Below are 17,962 nucleotides of genomic sequence, written 5' to 3'. Positions count from 1 at the left end.
TCAATATCTCATGCTGAAACCAATTCTTCGCCGCTTGCAGTTTTCAGGGACAATTGGCGACCGCCAATGCCCTCGAAAAGTTGCTCACGACACGTAAGTACGATGATCTGAACCTGCCGCCCCACCATGTTGAGAATATCGAACATGCGGCCCATTCTCCGATCATCGGAAAACACCAGCGCATCATCCAGCACGACGGTTGCGGGATGACCTTGCTCGACTAACATCTCGGCAAATGCGAGACGAACAAGAACGGCGATTTGTTCCTGCGTGCCCATGCTCAGATGTTCGAAAGATTCTTCGTGGCCGTTTTCCCGAATGACGCCAACGATATGGAGGTTCTCATCAATCGCGATCTCAGCGCCGGGAAATAATAGCTGCAAGTAGGGACGAACGCGTTTCAGAACTGGCTCGAGGTAGCGCTCCTTCGCTTCGGTCTCGGCGGACCGCAATGTCGATAACAAAAGGGTAAGCACGGCAACCTCTCGCTCGTAGCGCTGACGCTGATTGTCGGCCAACTCGACCTCGCGTTCTTTCTGCTGAATAGCTTCGTCGAGACCAGCGCCTTCAAGAGCTTCAATATGCGACTTTAGCCCGACAACTTTCTCGTTCAGGTCGGAACGCTTGTCACGACGCTCCTGTAGCGCCGTTTCCAAACGTGATATCCGCGCTTCCATTTGCTGCAGCGTCTCGCCCTCACGCTGTCCTTCAAGCTCTATGACAGCTTTCTGCTGATCCGCCACAGCCCTTGAAGCGGTCGTCACACCGGCTTCAAGATAATCATCTGAAACCTGCTCTTCGGCTTCGGCCAGTACCCTCTTTAGCTTATCGAGACGTTCTTTCCCATCGTCATATCGTGCTTTCACACTTCCCAACTCGGTCTGGAGACGGCCCATCTCTTCTTCTGGCCCGCCAAGAGCCGCTCGGGCAGTGGCCTGGATGTCCCTGACTTCCTGCGCACTTTCCTGAGCAGCGGCGAGGGCCTGATCTGCCTCTTTCTCCGATGGCAAGCTCTCGATCCCAAGATCACTCAGCTCTCGTTTGAGAATGTCCTTCAGGCCCGCAATGTGATCCGCAAGCGGCTCCGCACCGGCGTCATAGTCGTCCGTCTCTGGCGCGTGCAACTCGGCTTCCTGTCGGGCAAGTTCCACATCTCGCAAGAGCTTCTCGCGCTTGGCAAGTTGTTCCTCTGCCACATCAACCGATTTGACCCCGCACTCCTCAAGCGCTGCCTTGAGGGCTTCGTTCGCTTCGCGCTGCTGAGCGATGAGCTTATCCCGGTCCTTGATCGCAGGCTGAACAGAAATGCTGCCATAATCGGGAATGGTGATCGTCGTCCCTTCGACCGCTTCCACCGATGTCTGACCGGCCGCAAGTGCTGCTCCATCGACCTCGATCCTGGATAGACGGTCCGAAGGCATATCAATTGAGACGAGGGTCGCGGCGGCAGAAAGGCGGGAACGTGCAGTTTCCAATTTCTTCGCGGCATCTCTGATCGCTTCAATATTCTCGTCGGTCACGAGAATGGCCGCAGCGCCCTGTTGGGCGGCCCTTTGCTTCTTCTCGGCCTCGTATGCTTTCTCGTACCGCTCCTGAAGCTCACGAATGCGGCCCGCGCGCTGAACGGCAGTGAGAACGCGGCGTGCCATCGACACAGCCTTATCCGCCTCGGTGACGGCATCCTCGGTTTTCTTCGCATAATTCCGAAGCCCCTCGACTTGTTTCCTCAGCTCCCGATCTTTTTCGCGAACCTCGTCGAGTTTCTCCTTCGCCGCCTCGACCGTCGCAGCGTCGCTCGTGAGTTGATCTTTTAGAGTGCGACGCTCGGCAAGGGCCTGTTCGGCTTGTTCCAGATTGCGCTTCTTCAGCTCAACATCAGTCGCCGCAGCCTCAATGCGTGATTCCAGCTTGGCAAGCTCACCATGGCGGTTTCGCGCTGCGTTCAATTCCTCCTTGTCCTTCTGGTCTTGCTCTCCCGATGAAAGCCGCGCGAGCGTTTCCTGTGCGGTTTCCAAGCCTTCCAGAGTTCTGGAGAGATCGCTGCGGCGGTTTTGCAGCGCTTCGAGATCTGAACTCAGAGTCTGTACTTCGTCTATTAGCTCCTTGTAACCGCCACGCGGCTTACCGGTGGACGTGACAATTTCGGAGAGCTGTTTCTCCACAGCGTCGGGCAAGGCCCTTCCTCGCCTGCCACCTAGAACCTCACCGACCTCCGACTCCAGTGCGCTGTGAAGGTTTGAGCGCGCGCTGTCAGGAAGATCGAGCGCACCAAAGGACTGACCTTGCTGAACCCAGAGCACATTCCACATACCGAGGGTCTCGGGCTTTGCACCCGTCTTGCCGGGTTCGTCGAACCCGAGAAGATCGCGCAGCGTATCCTCCGCTTCATCGCCCTCCAGCTTTCTTCCGTCCGGGCAGAACAGGTGAGCGTATGGCTTCTTTACGAAACGCTTTCTGATGCGATAAATACCGTCATCGACCTCGAATGCGAGCTCGACCACAGGTGCGGCCTGGTTCCGGTCATTTTGTAGCGCTGTAATTGGCTGCGCCTTGGAGCTGTATTTCTCGAACAGCGCGGCGCGCAGCGCATCGAGTAGCGTTGACTTCCCCATTTCGTTGGGACCGACGACGACGTTCAAGCCGCCGCCGATATTGTCGAGGCACACCGGCGTCGTAAACTTCTTGAACTGATTGACTGCGATGGAGCGAATTTTCATTGGCTCCTCGTCTGCAATTTCATGTGCTCGACGTACAGACGCTGAAGTGCCAGCGCGGCGATCTCCTGGCCGGGATCGCTCATGTTCTCAGCCTTCTGCCTCAGGACATCGGCCGCAGTTCTTACGAAACCGCCCCGGTCGATCTGATCGAGGTCCTCTTCGCTGGGACTCGGGAAGAGCCGAGTATCATCGACCCTCAAATAACCGAAAGCCGCCGAAACCTGATCGATGATCTGTTCCTCAAAATACTGTCGGTCCTGAAGTGAAACCGCACCCTCGACAAAAAGGCGCACCAAAATCTGGCTCAGGTCGTTTCCACTGCCGCGCAGGGTCGCAGCGAGGGCATCAACATCTTCATAACTATTGATCTGCTCGCGATACGTCATCCACTGGTAATAGCCTGTCTTCAGCGGTGCAACGACTGGCGCAGATTCAGCACTTTGGATTTCGACCAAAAGCGCCTGGCCACCGCCCTCGACATCAAACGCATCGGTTTCATGCGTGCCGCTATACCAGACCTTGTCGTTGATCTTCTTTTGTCCGTGCCAATCGCCCAAGGCCAGATAGGCGAGCCCCGCCGACTTCGGCCTACCGGGATTGATATAGTTTGGAACGTCTTTGTCCTCGGAACCAAAGCCACTGACCGTGCCATGCGCTAGACCTATACGGATAACCCCATCCGGGGTTGCCGCTTTATCCATATAAGAAGTGGGGTCCTGAAGAGTGCGCCTGTACTGGAGGGGCGCAGGCAGAACAGCGAATCCATCGCTTTCGAAAATCCTCGGTTCAGCGGAGAAATGAACGATCACATTGTCCGGCACGCCTCTTCGCATGAGCTGATCCCATAAACCGTGTGGCCGATGTGGATCGTGATTTCCTGGCATAAGGTGCCATTTCACATTCTCGAACTTCCGGATGCGTTCCAACGGTTGGTTCAGCGATCGTGGCGACAACGCCTCCATGTCATAGATATCTCCGGCAACTACAACGTGAGGGGCACCATGTTCCAGCGCTAGCTCACCTAGTCGCGTGATGGCCGAAAGCCGCGCTTCTTGAAGCAGCCCCATCGTGCCGTCATCGACGAAGCGAAACACCTTGCCGATTTGCCAGTCAGACGTGTGGATAATGTTCAAGGACATCCATCCTTCTTAATAGCATCGGCGTATCCTTTCCAATGTCTGGTTTTGCGCCCTTAGCGAACATTGTTTAATAGGCTTGTCATTCGCAGTGTTTGGAAGTCAGCCATGCCAATGCGCCCTTTAACCTATTCAGCTGCGGTCGCGGCAACACTGGTTCTCGCAACATATATTGCCTGGTTCACATCGGATGACCCGCAATTCAATCCAGCAACTTTCGAAGCTGAACCGCTTCAGATACACATTGCCCCCTTCGAAGAGGCGCTCACGCTTGCCCAGTTCCGCAATGGCTTGGGAGAAATAGTAACAATCCTGGTTGTCGATTATGACGGAGAAACGGTAACTGGCATTGATTTCGCCGACTTCGGCGCCGCGCGTCTGGAAGACCCTTTTCAAGTCTTGGCACAGGTGGACAAAGCGGACCTGCTTGCGACCAAAGATCAGCTGAAAGCTACTGTGGAGATTAGTGTCGAGCGGCTTTTGCCAACCGGGCCGCCCGGCATGCGACATATCGGTATTGGCACGAACTTTCCCGAACATGCCGAGGAAGCCATGAGCGACTCGGTTTTTGTCTTTCCCAAATTTGGAACAGCAACACCGTCCAGGACCAGCGTCGCGGCATCTCCATCCGATCTCATGGACTACGAAATTGAGCTATGCGCGCGTTTTGACCGACCCATATCATCTTTGGTTGACTTCGATGTTGCGGTGAAAGGGTTCTTCTTGTGCGGAGACTTCACTGACAGGATCGCCCTGCTGGAACTCGCTGACTTCGATAATCTGGATTCCGGATATGGCTTCAGCGACGCGAAGAGCGGTCAGGGCTTCTTTCCGACAGGTCCGTTTCTCGTCGTCCCAGATGATTGGGCGTCGTTCATTGCAGATACTCGCATGATGACTGAGCACAATGGCCAGCCCCGGCAGGATGCCCGGGGTGAAGAGATGATCCTTGACTTCAGGGGTCTCGCTCAGAAGGCACTCGGCGACATGTCTGCGCCTCGCTTCTATTTTGACGGTGATTTTTTCAAACTGACGCCCGAACCATACATTGCGCCTTCGACAACGCTGATGTCCGGGACATCCGAAGGCGTTATTTTCACAACGCCGCGACGCCACGACTATATTGAAATTTTCCTCGCCTACCTTGCATCTGGTGGCCCGCTAAGTGGCAAAAGTCTGTCCGATGTAGGAATCCCGGTCTTTGTGGAGAATGAAGTGGCCGGCGGTCATTTCCTCAAGCCGGGCGATGTCGTCACCTATCGCTCCTCAACGCTCGGCGACATTGTTGTCGATATCGTCCTGGATGATGAAGGGGGTTGAGCGCCAGCATTCACATGCGGCGAAATTGAATCCAGTTAGCCGTTGGCCACAGCTGGATACCTGATCCCGCTGATGACCGGGTATGCGCCCAAAGCGGACTCTTGCTAAATCGCCAAAGGAAGCTTCCAGCATCGTCTAGGTCCATGATAGGTTCCAAATAGCCTCTCAGCGTTAGACATCGAAAGATAAAAAAGGGCGTAAAATGGTTCGGATCACCCTGCTTCTGGCAGCGTGCTTTGCAATGATCTCAGCGTGCGCGAACAAGCCGAACGAAGCTGATGTTTGGGCAATCGTCGAGGCGCGTAATGCGACGTGGGCGCAAAACGACCGCGACGGCCACATGGCGATCTATCATCCGGATTTTCTGCGCTGGTCGATCGGCTCGGACCGTCTGCTCACCAAAGATTCTTTCGGTTCCCTTTGGGATACGATCAAGTCGAATGAAGTCGTCAAACGGCTGGAGATCATACCAAAATACATACAGTTCTATGCCGACGGAAAGGTCGCCGTGGCTCACTACACGATTGATGAGGAATATCAATGGACCGGAGAGGATACAGAGACACGTACCAAGGGCGAAATACTGAAGGGCAATTTGCGGTTCAGTGATGTCTACGTCTTCCAGAAGGGCACTTGGTTGTATGTTGGCGGGCACCGAGACGGGATGGCTCTATCGCCTCCTGAACCGCCTCTTTGACAAGCTCCCGCTCGCGACCAGGCCCTACAGCTTTCGCTTTAGCACGTCCTGCAGCATTTACTTGTCGAGTTACAGATCGGCGACGATCCGCTTCAGCGGGGTATTCTCGTCCTCCAGCTCTTTCCGCCGCTTCATCTCAGACGGCATCAAGCCGCCATAGCCTTTCTTCCAATTGAAATAGGTCATCTGGCTGATCCCTGCCTAGCGACAGATCTCGCCGACCGGAATCCCGGCCTCGCCCTGCTCTATGATGAACGCCTTCTGTGCGTCCGCGAACTTCGTTGGCCGCACCCGCTTCGCTCCTCCCAGTCAGGTTCAAGACTACTGGAAACTCCAGGCAGAAACGATCCAGTTTTTGGGGACCAGAGCACAATCAGGCGACCTTTGTCGGGCTCTTGACCGGGCGCAATGTGTCTATCGCGGCCGAGGGGCGATTTGCCCGCTGCCCGGCCCACACAGAAGTGAGGACAACTGCGGCGCCGAGGGCCTGCAGCGGGGATAGCGCCTGACCTAACACCACCCAACCAAGAAGCACTGCCGTGACGGGGCTCATCATACCAAGCATCGAGACCGCGCCCGGCTCCATCCGGGCGATGCCCCTAAACCAGAGCGCATAGGTGGCGGCGGCTCCGACCAAGCCTAGCCAAGCCAATCCGGCTAGGTTCGTCGCACTAAGAGGTGGGAGCGGCGGCTCGACTATAAGCGCGAGCGGCAGCAGGATCAGCCCCCCAGCCGTCAGCTGCCACGCTGTGAAGCTGAGCGCCGAGACCGGCGGCTGCCATTTCCGGCTAAGAACCGTACCTGCGGCCATTGACGCCGCGCCACCGAGCCCAGCGGCTATGCCTATTGGGTCAAGTGCGGCTTCTGGACCGATTAGCAGCAGCGCCACGCCCAGAACGCCTGCCCCGGCCGCAATGACCGCGCCCGCCCGGATTGGTGTGCCTAGCCACCCATGAGCCATCACGATCACCATCATTGCCTGCAACGCCCCTAGTGTGGCTGCCACACCGCCGGGAAGCCTGTAGGCAGCTACGAACAAGAGCGTCCAGAATAACGCGAAGTTGAAGCTACCGAGTAGGAAGGTGCGTCCTAGCCAGGCACGCGGGGGCAGGCATCGTGTCAGTGCAAGCAAGAGCAAGCCGGCCGGCAGGGCGCGCAACGCCGCCATCGTAACCGGGAAGTCTGGAGGTAGGGCCTCGGTAGTGACCAGATAGGTGCTGCCCCAAATGACGGGTGCAAGAGCGGTTGTGGCGATATCCTTTTTGGAAGGCATCCGAGTCTCCTTTCGAAACGCAGGAATAGGAGCGCCAACGGCACGTCTGGGAGAAGTCACGCGCCGCGCAGCGCCGTTTAGCGCTCGGCCTGCAGCGGGAACGCTATTGGCCGCATGGGAGACGCATCCGCGCCACGGAGTTTCAGGGATCCGCCAACAAAGGCGAACTCATAAACACCGTCACTTGCGAGGTCCTCCAGGTAGACGAGTTCCATAATCGGCACGCCCATCTGTGCGAGCAGGTACGTATGCAGCGGAATGTAGTTGTCCTCGACTTCGGACGGAAATGCCTCAAAGCTCAGATTGTCCGCACCAAGAATCATTGCGCCGCTGTCCTCGACAAGAAATCTGGCAGCATCCAGTCCAAGCCCCGGAGGATTGGTCATGTACGCCTGGGCGTCCTCGTAGACCTGCATCCGGCCCGTCCGGATCAGGACGACATCTCCCTGCCGAAGCGTAGTTTCCTGTTTGCGAAGTGCCCGTTCGATATCAGCTCGGGTGATGCGATACGCCTCGGGCAGCATGGAAACGCCCTTGGCAGCAGCGACGTCTATCAGGACACCTCTTGCGACAATGGGTGGAATAGTTTCAGCGCCCGTCTTCTTCCAGCCGCGATCGCCGAGATGCTCTTCAGCACTAAAGCCGTTAAAGATCTCCCCACCAATGCCGAAATGGTTGAACGCGTCGATGTGCGTGCCGGTGTGGGTGTACATCGAGATCGCAGATCCGGTGTAACCGACATGCGAATTCATTTCTTTCCCAACACCCATGGGATCATCGACCAAAGTTCCCTGTGGCGTATGGGTCATCCATATCTGATAGCGCGGGTCGCCTGCCGCCTGCCAACTCGGCATTCCGACAAAATAATCGACCGACAGGTCATAGACCTGGTCTGCAGAAGCGCGCGCCATGATCTCGGCGCGTGATTGCGGTGTGATCATGTTGAGCCGGCCAAGTTCGTCCTCGGGCCCCCAGGGGCTTTCGCCCACAGCATTCTGTGCGATGGACGGTGAGACACCGGCGGCACTGACCATTAGCACAGCGGCAAAATTCTTCAGTTTCACGATATTCATTCCGAACTTCCATTCTCTGACTTGCGATGGCCAGAGATTGGAGTTTTCACCAACTGATGATAATTGCCGCCTTGGTCGAAATACTATTCACTCGGAGTGTATAATGGATCGCTTTTCGACGCTGAGAGTATTCAGGCGCGTGGTGGAATTGGAGAGCTTCAGCGCGGCAGCGCAAGACCTCAACTACTCTAACGCCGCAGTCAGCAAGATGATCAAGGATCTGGAAGCCTATCTTGGCGCCCAATTGATCGTCCGAACGACACGCTCGCTCCGCCTGACAGATACCGGCAGGATTTACTTTGAACAGATCTGCGATGTGCTTGACGGAATAGCCGCTGCGGATGATGCCGTTCGCACCGAAACAGGAACGCCCCGAGGGCGCCTCAGGATCAGCGCGCCGATGTCGTTCGGCCTGGTCGTCGTGTCGAAACTTCTGCCCCGCTTCGCCCGGCAATACCCCGAGATCAAGATCGACCTCATCATGAGCGACAGCTTCGTGGATATTGTCGGGGAAGGATTTGACCTTGCCATCCGGGGCGGCCAGCTCGCCGATTCCAGTCTCAGGGCGCGCAAACTACTGGACATCGAAAGGGTGCTGTGCGCCTCGCCCGCTTACTTGTCTGAACGGACTGCGCCCACCAAACCGGACGAACTTACAGAGCATGCCTGCCTTGCCTATTCGGCTTCTACTTCGCCAAATTCCTGGCACCTGAAATCAGGCTCTGAAAGCAAAACGATCGCAATCCGCCCAGCTTACCGGGCGAACAATTCACTCGCTGTCCGCGAGGCTGTTCTGGAGGGTGTTGGCATCGGTCTTTTGCCCAGCCTGTATGTCTCGAAGAGCCTTGCCAACGAGGATTTGGTCAACATTTTGCCAGAATGGAAAGGAGAGGCCCAAGCGCTCTATGTGCTCTACCCTGGCCATCAAGAAACCTCGCTTAAGCACCGGTTGCTGGTGGATTTCCTGGTCGAAGAGTTCGCGAACCTGTAGCCAAAGGCGCGCGATTATTCGCTCAAAGTGAAAAATCTTCCAACCGAAACAGCAATTAATCATCGCGCCTTGCTGGATAAGTTTGTCTCAAATGCAAAGGAGACACGCATGCCGGCCACAATATCCATCGCCTACCATTCCGGGTACGGACATACGAAGGTGCTCGCAGAGGCAGTTCGCGAAGGCCTTGAGTCTGTTGACGGGACCACCGCTCACGTCATTGACGTTACCTCTATGACCGACACAGCTTGGAAATTGCTCAACAATTCGGACGCCATCATCTTCGGCTCCCCGACTTATATGGGCGCGGTTTCCGGGCCCTTCAAAATCTTCATGGACCAGACATCGAGGATATGGCTGAATCGTGGATGGCAAAACAAACTCGCAGCAGGTTTCACAGTTTCCAGCTCGCAAGCGGGCGACAAATTCGCAACACTCAGCCAGATTTCTACGCTGGCTGCTCAACATGGCATGCTGTGGGTCAGTCTTGGCCTGCTCCCGGGAAACAATTCCTCCACCGCTTCGATTGACGACATCAATCGGATCGGAGGCTCCATCGGCGCAATGGCGCAGGCGAATGCCGATCAAGGCGGCGATATTACACCGCCTCAGTCTGACCGCGAAACAGCAAAACTGCTCGGACAGAGGGTCGCGCGGCTGGCGGTCAGATTAAATCACGTATCAGGTCCTGAATTGATCACGGAGCGATAGCTCTCGAACAGGCGGAGAAAATCGTGACAGGATCAAATTCGATAAGTATCCAGCAGGTTGACCGTTTCGTATTTGTCGCCTTGGACCTAGGGTCTGACCTGAGCCCCTCCACTCCCTCACTCATTTCGAGAGTCTGCCCCTTTCATAGTCCATGGATTGAGGTGTGGCGAGCGCGTCGGGAGCGGTGCTCCCACAGTGCTTGAGCGACCGGCGCGCTGCGGGCGTCAGCCCGCCCAGCGATGAGTGAGGCCGGTGATGATTGTAGTCGTGCCGCCAGCGTCCCAGCACCTTCCTGGCATGGGGCGAGGCTGTCGAACACCTCTTCGTTCAGGCATTCGTCGCGGAGCTTTCCGTTGAAGCTCTCGACGAAGCCGTTCTGCTGCGGCTTGCCCGGCGCGATATAGTGCCAGGCGATGCCGGTTTCGCTCTGCCATTCCATGGCTGCTGGATCGCGGCGTGCCCTTCTATGGCGCCCTTGCCCTCGGCGCGGCCCTGACGATCGCGCTCTATTTCCTTATGGTACTGATTGTGCCGAAGCTCGGCGTCGATCTCGGCAACTAGGTACGCGGCGGCCCAAGGGCTGAACCCGGGTGGGAGGCGATGACAGGACATAAAGGCCAAACCATCCTCTGGGCTCTAGGGCTGTGGACCGCATGGACAGCCGCGACGTGGTGGCTTGAGGGGCGCATCAACACGCTCGGCCGACCGGACGCTGTGACGGACCGACTGATCTACGCCGTCGTCGTCAACCTGCTGATCGGCGTCCTTGCAGCCGGCCTCGTCCTTCGCCGGCGTTTCAGGCAAGCGGCAGCTCCGCTAAGCCGCAGCGGCTTTGGACCGCTACGCCGTACCATGCTCTTCGTACCTGCCGCGCTCGCTGCCGGCCTGTTTTTCTACATGGCCGGCGGCGCACCATCGCACGACCCCATCGTGATCCTGAACGCCTATGCACAGGTCTTTGTGGTCTCCATGGCCGAAGTCATGGTCTGCTGGGCGGTGGTGGCCGGCGCGGTCCGCGGCAGTCTTGAAAACCGGGCCTGGCTGGCGGTTCCGGCAGCAGCGATCATCGCGACCGTCTTGTTCGGCGTCTATCACTTTGCCCACAGTGCGCCTTTCAACGCGCCCGGCATGGTCGCTTTCCTGAGCGTGATCGGCCTGGTGACAAGCGCGGTCTTTTTCCTCACGGAAGACCTCTACGCGACCATCGCCTTTCATAATGCGCTCGGCACGCTCGGCGTCGTGCGGGCGCTGGACAGCGCAGGCAGCCTTGCCGCGTTCGAGACCGTGCAATGGCCCCTCATCGCCACGGCCCTTGCCGGGTTCTGCGTTCTTGTTGCGGTCGATGTGATATTGGTGCGCCCACGAGGATTCGAACCTCGGACCCGCTGATTAAGAGTCAGCTGCTCTACCAACTGAGCTATAGGCGCCTGAATTTTGGAAAGGGCGACATAGGCCTTCTCAGTGAAAAAGGCAAATGCCCTTTTCAGAACAGGCACATGTCTCAGATCTCGTAGTCCGGTAGCGAGGAGAAGGCGGCCTTCAGCGCCTCGCCCCAATTGTCAGAGATCAGATTGAAATACGGGTCGTCTTCCTCGATCCGCCGCTGCGCCTTGATAGCGAGGCTGTCGGTCTCATAGAGCAGCAGGTCCAGCGGAAGGCCAACCGACAAATTCGCCTTCAGCGTGGAGTCGAAGGACACCATCATCAGCTTCACCGCGGCCTCGAAACTCATGTCCGGGTCATAGGCGCGCACCAGGATCGGGCGGCCATACTTGGTCTCGCCGATCTGGAAGAAGGGCGTCTCTTCGCTGGCTTCGACGAAATTGCCTTCCGGATAGATCATGAACAGGCGCGGCGGAGCGCCCTTGATCTGCCCGCCGAGGATAATCGTCGCCTTGAAGGGCGATTCCGCGTCCGGCCCCTGGCTCGGCGCGCTTTCGCGGATCACGTCGCGCAGCACCTTGCCGACCGTGCGGGCAGCCTGGAACATGGTCGGCACTTCGAGGATGGAGGGGTTGCGTTCTTCCGGCGCCTTGGTGCGCTCGTCCAGCATGCTGACCACGGCCTGCGTCGTGGCGAGGTTGCCGGCCGTCATCATCACGATGACGCGCTCATCCGGCTGGGTCCAGGTAAACATCTTCCGGTATCTGGAGACATTGTCGACGCCGGCATTGGTTCGGGTGTCGGACATGAACACCAGGCCCCGGTCGAGGCGAAGTCCCACACAATATGTCATCTTATGCCGAAACGGCCCCGCCTATTGCTGTTGCACCTGGACAGAAACGTCCAATCCCTCCTGCGCGTGGCCGAAAGTCATCCCGGACACGGGGGCAGCATCCAGATAGTCGAGCCCGGTTGCCACTGCGACGTATTTTTCATCCGGCGAAATGGCATTGGAGACGTCGAATCCGACCCACCCCAGCCCTTCAACATACGCTTCCGCCCACGCATGGGAAGCATCCTGTTGCACACGATCTGTCATCATCAGATAGCCGCTGACATAGCGGGCCGGAAACCCAAGCAGCCGGGCGCAGGTAATGAAGACATGGGTGTGGTCCTGGCAGACGCCATGGCCGGCGGCCGCCGCCTCCTCAGCTGTGGTCTGCGCATGGGTTTGCCCCGTCTCATAGGCGATTTCCGCGCCGATCAGCTCCATCAGGCCGTGCAGGCGCGCGACATCATCCTCGAAGTCTGCGCCCAGGCCGCGCGCAAGCTTTCGCAGCGTCGGGCCCGGCGCCGTCAGCGGGGTCTTGCGGTTGTACAACCAGAGCGGCGTCCAGCCGGCATGTTCGCCGACAATCCCGGCCTGGTCATGCGTCTCCACCTCCCCGACGGCCCTGAACACCAGTTCGCGCGCGCCCTCCTCGATGCTGATCAGTTGCGTCGAATTATTGAACTGGTCGATGAAGGCCACCTCTTCCTTGCCGCCCTCCAGTTCGATCCGCCAGGAAACGACCTCCTGCCCCCGTCGTGTCTTGGGCGTCAGGCGCAATTGCTGCAGCGCATAGCTGACAGGCTCCGCAAACTGGTAACGGGTCTGGTGGGCGATCTTCAGGCGCATGGGCAGCTCCCGGTCTTACGCATAGAAGCGGTAATCCTTCTCGATCTGCAGGCCGAGCGAATTGTTCGCCTGGATGATGGACTGGATGAATTCGTGCAGCCCGCCCTGGAAGATGGTCTCGATATCGGTCGAGGTCAGCCGGTTCAGCGTCTCGGCACAGATCTCCATGCAGGGGCGGGCCTCGTCATATTCGGCTTCGAGGTAGCCGAGATTGCGCGCAATGTTCAGGTAGCAAAAGGCGATCGAGCGCGGCAGGCGCCGATCGAGGATCAGGAATTCGGCAATCGTGCGCGGACCGGAATCCTTGTTCAGCCAGGCAAAGCTGCGCTCCGCTGCCGCCGAGCGAAGGATCGCCTCCCACTGATAATTGTCGATCGAGGTCCCGACCATCGAGACCGATGGCAGCAGGACATAGTATTTCACGTCGAGGATGCGGGCGACATTGTCACTGCGTTCCAGAAAGGTACCGATCCGGCAGAAATTGAAGATGTCGTTGCGCAGCATCGTGCCGTGCAGGGCGCCGCGCACCTGCGCGCTCTGCTGGCGGATCAGTTCCAGGACGTTGGGCAGCTCGGTCTCGCGCACGGGCCGGGCCAGCGCGTCCTTGAGCTTCATCCAGGTGTCGTTGACGGCCTCCCAGACTTCACGGGTCAGCGCGACGCGTACCATCCGCGCATTCGAACGGGCCGCCTCGACCACGGACATCACGCTGGACGGATTGGACCTGTCCCGCAGAAGGAAGTCGATCACTGACTGGCGGTCCACGGCGTCGTGGCGCTCATCATAGATCTGGCGGACATTGGCCGTTTCCAGAACCGACCCCCACTCGGCGTTTTCCTCGGTGGTCCGCGTCATCATCATGCGCGAGCCCGCCTCGATCAGGCGTGCATTGTTCGCGCTGCGCTCTAGATAGCGGCACATCCAGAACAGGCCGCCGGCCGTCTTTCCGAGCATCATGATTCAAGCACCCAGGTATCCTTGGTCCCGCCACCCTGGCTGGAATTGACCACGAGAGAGCCTTTCTTGAGGGCCACGCGCGTCAGTCCGCCAGGCGTGATGTCGACGCCCTTCGGCGAGACGAGCACGAAGGGCCGGAGGTCAACATGGCGCGGGGCAAGCCCCTTGGCCGTAAAGATCGGAACCGTCGACAGCGACAGGGTCGGCTGGGCGATGTAGCCATCGGGCTTGGCCTGGAGCTTTTTCCGGAAATCGGCGATCTCGCGCTTGCTGGCGGCCGGGCCGACCAGCATGCCATAGCCGCCCGAGCCGTGAACTTCCTTGACCACCAGATCCGCGAGATTGTCGAGGACATAGGCCAGCGAGTCCGGCTCGGAGCATCGCCAGGTCGGCACGTTCGGAAGCTTGGCCTTCTCGCCGGTATAGAATTCGACGATGTCCGGCATGTAGGAATAGATCGCCTTGTCGTCGGCAATCCCGGTTCCCGGCGCATTGGCAATGGTGATCCCGCCGGCCCTGTAGACATCGAGGATACCGGGCACACCGAGCATCGAGTCAGGCCGGAAATTGAGAGGGTCGAGGAAATCGTCGTCGACACGGCGGTAGAGCACGTCGACCGGCGTATAGCCTTGCGTCGTGCGCATGGCGACGCGCCCGTCCACGACCCGCAGGTCATGGCCCTCGACCAGTTCAGCGCCCATTTCGTCGGCGAGGAAGGAATGCTCGAAATAGGCCGAGTTGTGGATGCCCGGCGTCAGGACGGCAATCACCGGCCGGCCATTGCAGGCCGGCGGTGCACACGCCTCCAGCGACCGGCGCAGACGCTTGGGATAGGTCGAGACCGGGCGGACCTTGTTCTTGATGAACAGCTCCGGGAACATCTCGAACATCGTCTCGCGGTTTTCGAGCATGTAGGACACGCCGGACGGCGTACGCGCATTGTCTTCAAGCACGTAGAACTCGTTCTCGCCGGTGCGGACGATGTCGGTCCCGACAATGTGGGTATAGATGCTGCCCGGCGGCTCGACACCGATCATCTTGGACAGGTAGGCTTCATTCTCGCTAATCATGTGGCGCGGCACGCGCCCCGCCCTGACAATCTCCTGGCGATGGTAGATGTCGTGCAGGAAAGCGTTCAGGGCACGCACGCGCTGCTCGATGCCTTCCGACAGGGATTGCCATTCGCGCGCTGACAGGATGTGGGGGACGATATCGAACGGAATGAGGCGCTCATTGGCTTCCTCACGACCGTAGACATTGAAGGTGATCCCGGTCCGGCGAAAGGCGTGCTCGGCGTCGCGCGCCTTGCGTTTCAGCCGCTTCGTGTCCTCCCCGTCAAACCAGTTGCAGTAATGAAGATAGGGTTCGCGCGGCGTGTCGCCGTGACCGAACATCTCATCGAAAGGCTCTGATTCATCTGACATGGAATGACGCGCTTGGCTGCTCCTTTCCCAACTCTGGTTCAATCGTGCCGCCCGACCAGCGACTAAGCAAAAAATGTTTCCTGAATCGCGCTGATCTCTCTCCTAAGTGCCCAAAAAGTAGGCTGATTTCAAGCGATCTCTCCAAACGCGCCGGTTAACCCGGTTTATTTTCAACCCCGTCTGGACGGCTGGCTTGCCAGACGGCAGCGCAGGCTGCTTCGAAGGCCGGAAGCCCTTGCGCCCGGGCCTTGCGGACGGCCGCCATGGCATCGTCCGGCGTCCACGTTCTCGCAATCCCAGGCTGAACGGCACACCGCCCTTCCGGGGCCGCGATGACAATGTCCTCCCCCAGTGCCACTAGGACTGAGCCTGCCTGAGCGGCAGCTTGCCGGACGCCCTCTATCCGGTTGGGCGCGCCGCGTTCGATCTCATCGAAATCACGGCGAAAGCCATCAACGTCAAACACGCTGACCGTCAGGGAATCGTCCGCCTCATCGCCGGCCCCGTTCCAGATGTCCGGGCCATTCGTGCGAACGCCCTCATCGACGGGCACGCCAATCGCCTGAACCCGCACCGAGCCGCAAAGCTCCCGGCCCGGCATCAGCACATGGGCTGGCCTCAATGCCGCAAAAGTCACCGTCAGGTTCGCGCGAAAGCATGGGCCAAGCGGCCGCGCGCTCAGCCCGTCGAGGCCGGACGGCACATCCACCGACACGGTCGAACCAGCCTGCCGGGACAGCGCCGCTGCGACACCGGACAGTGGCCTTGAGAGCCCGCCTCCGAACAGGGCGTCCAGTGTCACCGATGCCGCGTCTGAAAGCGCCTCGTCCAGTGTCCCGACCGCCCCTCCCCACAAGGCGGCTGCCTGGGCCGGGTCGCCGCTGAGCGCCTCGACTGGCTTCATAGAATAGACCCGGACCTCGCGGCCAAGATCCCGCAGGCGCGCGGCGGCGACAAATCCGTCCCCGCCATTGCCGCCCGGGCCGCAGAGGACGCGGATATCACCATCCGGAAAGCTGTCATGGAGATGATCGGCGACGCCCTCACCGGCGATGCGCATCACATCGAAGCTGGCCGTTCCCGCATCGAAGACGTGCTGCTCGGCGGCGTACATCTGCTGCGGCGTGATGATCGGCAGGGACATGCCGCCAGTCTAGCGGGTCATGCGCCGCCTGCCCATGGCTGGAGCGACAGGGTCAGGCCGCGACAGCGCCGACCTGTCTTGGCAGTTCGAGGACTGCGCCGCCGACGGACACGGCCAGCTGGCGGCTGACGGCATTGAAGTCGGCATTGTCGGTGGTCAGCAGCTCCGGCGCGATCGTGTTGAAGCGCCACTCGATCGGCACCTTGCGGATCATCTCCTGCACCATGGGGAGATTATACCCGCCCCCCGTCGGCAGGATATCGACCCGCACCTGGGCACGCGCACCCTGCGAGAGATAGCGTGCGAAATCGACCGCGAGCTCGAGCGACTTGTAGAAGGTTTCCTTCAGGCGGCCGGCAAAGGCCTGGACATGTTCATCGGCGAGGAACTCATCCAGCGTCATCTCGACGAACTGGTCGCCAGCCTCGGCCACGACTCGCCCCTCGGCAAACAGGGCTTCCTTGAGGCTGCGCTGGCGCGCCCGGATCATGGCGACGGCGCCGCGGGCTGCTGGATCATCCGGCAGGAGGCCCGCCTTGTTCACAAGCAGGCGCCGCAACTGCATGTCGAGAAAGTCGCCCGCCTGGCGCAGGACGCAGGCGCTGCCCTCGATCTCCGCGACGACATTATGGCCGGGCCGGCCGGTCACGAAGGCCGCGAAATCGGAAGTGCCGCCGCCTATATCGGCGACCACGACAACCCGCCGTTCGCCCGGCCTCAGCGAAGCAGCCGCGACCGCTGTCGCTTCTGGCACAGTCGTGGTGCCGTGCTCTGAAATCTCGAAGATTTCCTTGTCGGGGAAATCGGATGTGTCTGGAATGGCATCGAAGGCATCATGAACGACGTCGTGAGCAAGGCCATCCTTGGCGAGCAGATCGTCGCCAAAGCGGTCGACCAGGATGAAGGCGTGGCGCACAAGCACGCGAAGCGTCTGTTCGCCCCAGTCGGCGCGCTCCTTGTCCCAGGCCGGGCGGGCAATCCGGAAACGCGGTGGCCAGTCGATCTTACGCTCGCGCGCAGCATCCTCGGCACGGCGCAGCAGATAGGCAAGGTAAAGCGTGATCAGGCGGCGGGCCGAATAGGAATTCGTCGGGTCGATCTCAGGCGGCAGCTTGTCGTCAAGCTCATCGAGCGCATGGGTGCTGAGATACTGCTTCGGCGACATGAACGGGGCGCGCCCGCGGCGCTCACCCCGCCGGGCCGCGGACTCGGCGCTCGCGCCAAAGCGCACCGTGTCGGAATCAACGAAGAGAAGCGACGGCAGCAGGAAAGGGTTTGCCGAGATATCCCGGCCAATGGGCAGGCCATGGATATCCTGGGCCATCAGGTCTTCCGACAATTCGGACGCGACAATGGACACTTTCGAATAGGCGGTGCCGAAGTCGATACAGCCGATGCGCGTGATGTCGCGCTTCTGAAACAGTCTTTGAATCCAGCTCTTCGCCAAGAGGGTCCTCC

The 17,962-nt window shown here is 59.3% G+C and carries 16 protein-coding genes, 1 tRNA gene and 1 pseudogene; 5 read left to right on the top strand and 13 right to left on the bottom strand.

The annotated features are described in order from the left end of the window. Window positions 1-8: 8 nt before the first annotated feature. Window positions 9-2,717: an AAA family ATPase gene (locus D1227_RS15700; RefSeq protein WP_119405313.1), complete on the bottom strand. Its 2,709-nt coding sequence runs from the start codon at window positions 2,715-2,717 to the stop codon at window positions 9-11. Further along, window positions 2,714-3,850: a metallophosphoesterase family protein gene (locus D1227_RS15695; RefSeq protein ID WP_158586677.1), complete on the bottom strand. Its 1,137-nt coding sequence runs from the start codon at window positions 3,848-3,850 to the stop codon at window positions 2,714-2,716. The genes D1227_RS15700 and D1227_RS15695 overlap by 4 nt, the downstream gene beginning before the upstream one ends. A gap of 111 nt (window positions 3,851-3,961) precedes the next feature. Between D1227_RS15695 and D1227_RS15690 the strand changes: the two genes are divergently transcribed. Together D1227_RS15690 and D1227_RS15685 are read left to right on the top strand one after the other, a co-directional pair. After that, entirely contained in the window at window positions 3,962-5,173 is a 1,212-nt protein-coding gene (locus D1227_RS15690) for a fumarylacetoacetate hydrolase family protein (protein WP_233350124.1), read from the top strand. 202 nt (window positions 5,174-5,375) lie between these two features. Next, the gene (locus D1227_RS15685; RefSeq protein ID WP_119405310.1) at window positions 5,376-5,870 is read left to right on the top strand and encodes a nuclear transport factor 2 family protein; all 495 of its coding nucleotides are present in this window, start codon (window positions 5,376-5,378) and stop codon (window positions 5,868-5,870) included. A 69-nt stretch (window positions 5,871-5,939) separates the two neighbouring features. Here the strand turns inward: D1227_RS15685 and D1227_RS20535 are convergent, their stop codons facing one another. From D1227_RS20535 to D1227_RS15670, 3 genes are all read right to left on the bottom strand, one after another. Further along, complete coding sequence (locus D1227_RS20535) at window positions 5,940-6,056, bottom strand: hypothetical protein (protein ID WP_411710429.1); 117 nt, start codon at window positions 6,054-6,056, stop codon at window positions 5,940-5,942. A gap of 187 nt (window positions 6,057-6,243) precedes the next feature. Continuing rightward, window positions 6,244-7,143, bottom strand: a complete 900-nt coding sequence (locus D1227_RS15675) for an EamA family transporter (protein ID WP_119405309.1) — start codon at window positions 7,141-7,143, stop codon at window positions 6,244-6,246. Between the two features lie 77 nt (window positions 7,144-7,220). Then, the gene (locus D1227_RS15670; protein WP_411710425.1) at window positions 7,221-8,177 is read right to left on the bottom strand and encodes a cyclase family protein; all 957 of its coding nucleotides are present in this window, start codon (window positions 8,175-8,177) and stop codon (window positions 7,221-7,223) included. A gap of 142 nt (window positions 8,178-8,319) precedes the next feature. Here D1227_RS15670 and D1227_RS19845 point away from each other — a divergent pair, with 142 nt between their 5' ends. Continuing rightward, a complete protein-coding gene (locus D1227_RS19845; protein ID WP_158586676.1) occupies window positions 8,320-9,207 on the top strand; it encodes a LysR family transcriptional regulator in 888 nt (295 codons plus the stop codon). Window positions 9,208-9,315: 108 nt separating this feature from the next. Next, window positions 9,316-9,918, top strand: a complete 603-nt coding sequence (locus tag D1227_RS15655) for a flavodoxin family protein (protein ID WP_119405306.1) — start codon at window positions 9,316-9,318, stop codon at window positions 9,916-9,918. Window positions 9,919-10,038: 120 nt separating this feature from the next. Here the strand turns inward: D1227_RS15655 and D1227_RS20245 are convergent. Then, window positions 10,039-10,363: pseudogene (locus tag D1227_RS20245) on the bottom strand (integrase core domain-containing protein); the annotation flags it as partial. 155 nt (window positions 10,364-10,518) lie between these two features. Here D1227_RS20245 and D1227_RS20530 point away from each other — a divergent pair. Further along, complete coding sequence (locus tag D1227_RS20530) at window positions 10,519-11,307, top strand: CPBP family glutamic-type intramembrane protease (protein ID WP_411710430.1); 789 nt, start codon at window positions 10,519-10,521, stop codon at window positions 11,305-11,307. On the opposite strand, the gene D1227_RS15640 is transcribed toward D1227_RS20530, so the two are convergent. The 7 genes from D1227_RS15640 to D1227_RS15610 all read right to left on the bottom strand — a co-directional run bounded on the left by D1227_RS15640 (window position 11,270) and on the right by D1227_RS15610 (window position 17,951). Continuing rightward, a tRNA-Lys gene (locus D1227_RS15640) sits at window positions 11,270-11,345 on the bottom strand. The genes D1227_RS20530 and D1227_RS15640 overlap by 38 nt on opposite strands. A gap of 74 nt (window positions 11,346-11,419) precedes the next feature. Next, window positions 11,420-12,154, bottom strand: coding sequence for a proteasome-type protease (locus tag D1227_RS15635; RefSeq protein WP_119405303.1), 735 nt, complete (start codon window positions 12,152-12,154; stop codon window positions 11,420-11,422). Between the two features lie 21 nt (window positions 12,155-12,175). Next, on the bottom strand, window positions 12,176-12,979 hold the full coding sequence (locus D1227_RS15630; protein WP_119405302.1) for a transglutaminase family protein: 804 nt from the start codon (window positions 12,977-12,979) through the stop codon (window positions 12,176-12,178). 15 nt (window positions 12,980-12,994) lie between these two features. Continuing rightward, window positions 12,995-13,933, bottom strand: coding sequence for an alpha-E domain-containing protein (locus tag D1227_RS15625; RefSeq protein ID WP_199288337.1), 939 nt, complete (start codon window positions 13,931-13,933; stop codon window positions 12,995-12,997). After that, the gene (locus D1227_RS15620) at window positions 13,933-15,360 is read right to left on the bottom strand and encodes a circularly permuted type 2 ATP-grasp protein (RefSeq protein ID WP_119405300.1); all 1,428 of its coding nucleotides are present in this window, start codon (window positions 15,358-15,360) and stop codon (window positions 13,933-13,935) included. The genes D1227_RS15625 and D1227_RS15620 overlap by 1 nt, the downstream gene beginning before the upstream one ends. 154 nt (window positions 15,361-15,514) lie before the next feature. Next, window positions 15,515-16,504 carry an NAD(P)H-hydrate epimerase gene (locus D1227_RS15615; protein WP_119405299.1) on the bottom strand — a complete coding sequence of 330 codons (990 nt, stop codon included), beginning with the start codon at window positions 16,502-16,504 and terminating at the stop codon, window positions 15,515-15,517. A gap of 52 nt (window positions 16,505-16,556) precedes the next feature. Further along, a complete protein-coding gene (locus D1227_RS15610; RefSeq protein ID WP_119376926.1) occupies window positions 16,557-17,951 on the bottom strand; it encodes an acetate and sugar kinases/Hsc70/actin family protein in 1,395 nt (464 codons plus the stop codon). Window positions 17,952-17,962 lie beyond the last annotated feature (11 nt).

Origin of the sequence: Henriciella mobilis (assembly GCF_003576315.1) — a bacterium.
Taxonomy (GTDB): Bacteria; Pseudomonadota; Alphaproteobacteria; order Caulobacterales; family Hyphomonadaceae; genus Henriciella; species Henriciella mobilis.
The sequence above is the reverse complement of the archived record's forward strand: the minus strand, read 5'-3'. Positions and strand labels throughout refer to the sequence as shown.

What these genes read in the sequence shown, in the direction of transcription:
- D1227_RS15700 (WP_119405313.1), bottom strand. Translation starts at nt 2,717, where the DNA reads ATGAAAATTCGCTCCATCGCAGTCAATCAGTTCAAGAAGTTTACGACG.
- D1227_RS15690 (WP_233350124.1), top strand. Translation starts at nt 3,962, where the DNA reads ATGCCAATGCGCCCTTTAACCTATTCAGCTGCGGTCGCGGCAACACTG.
- D1227_RS15685 (WP_119405310.1), top strand. Translation starts at nt 5,376, where the DNA reads ATGGTTCGGATCACCCTGCTTCTGGCAGCGTGCTTTGCAATGATCTCA.
- D1227_RS20535 (WP_411710429.1), bottom strand. Translation starts at nt 6,056, where the DNA reads ATGACCTATTTCAATTGGAAGAAAGGCTATGGCGGCTTGATGCCGTCT.
- D1227_RS15675 (WP_119405309.1), bottom strand. Translation starts at nt 7,143, where the DNA reads ATGCCTTCCAAAAAGGATATCGCCACAACCGCTCTTGCACCCGTCATT.
- D1227_RS15670 (WP_411710425.1), bottom strand. Translation starts at nt 8,177, where the DNA reads ATGGTCAGTGCCGCCGGTGTCTCACCGTCCATCGCACAGAATGCTGTG.
- D1227_RS19845 (WP_158586676.1), top strand. Translation starts at nt 8,320, where the DNA reads ATGGATCGCTTTTCGACGCTGAGAGTATTCAGGCGCGTGGTGGAATTG.
- D1227_RS15655 (WP_119405306.1), top strand. Translation starts at nt 9,316, where the DNA reads ATGCCGGCCACAATATCCATCGCCTACCATTCCGGGTACGGACATACG.
- D1227_RS20530 (WP_411710430.1), top strand. Translation starts at nt 10,519, where the DNA reads ATGACAGGACATAAAGGCCAAACCATCCTCTGGGCTCTAGGGCTGTGG.
- D1227_RS15635 (WP_119405303.1), bottom strand. Translation starts at nt 12,154, where the DNA reads ATGACATATTGTGTGGGACTTCGCCTCGACCGGGGCCTGGTGTTCATG.
- D1227_RS15630 (WP_119405302.1), bottom strand. Translation starts at nt 12,979, where the DNA reads ATGCGCCTGAAGATCGCCCACCAGACCCGTTACCAGTTTGCGGAGCCT.
- D1227_RS15625 (WP_199288337.1), bottom strand. Translation starts at nt 13,933, where the DNA reads ATGCTCGGAAAGACGGCCGGCGGCCTGTTCTGGATGTGCCGCTATCTA.
- D1227_RS15620 (WP_119405300.1), bottom strand. Translation starts at nt 15,360, where the DNA reads ATGTCAGATGAATCAGAGCCTTTCGATGAGATGTTCGGTCACGGCGAC.
- D1227_RS15615 (WP_119405299.1), bottom strand. Translation starts at nt 16,504, where the DNA reads ATGTCCCTGCCGATCATCACGCCGCAGCAGATGTACGCCGCCGAGCAG.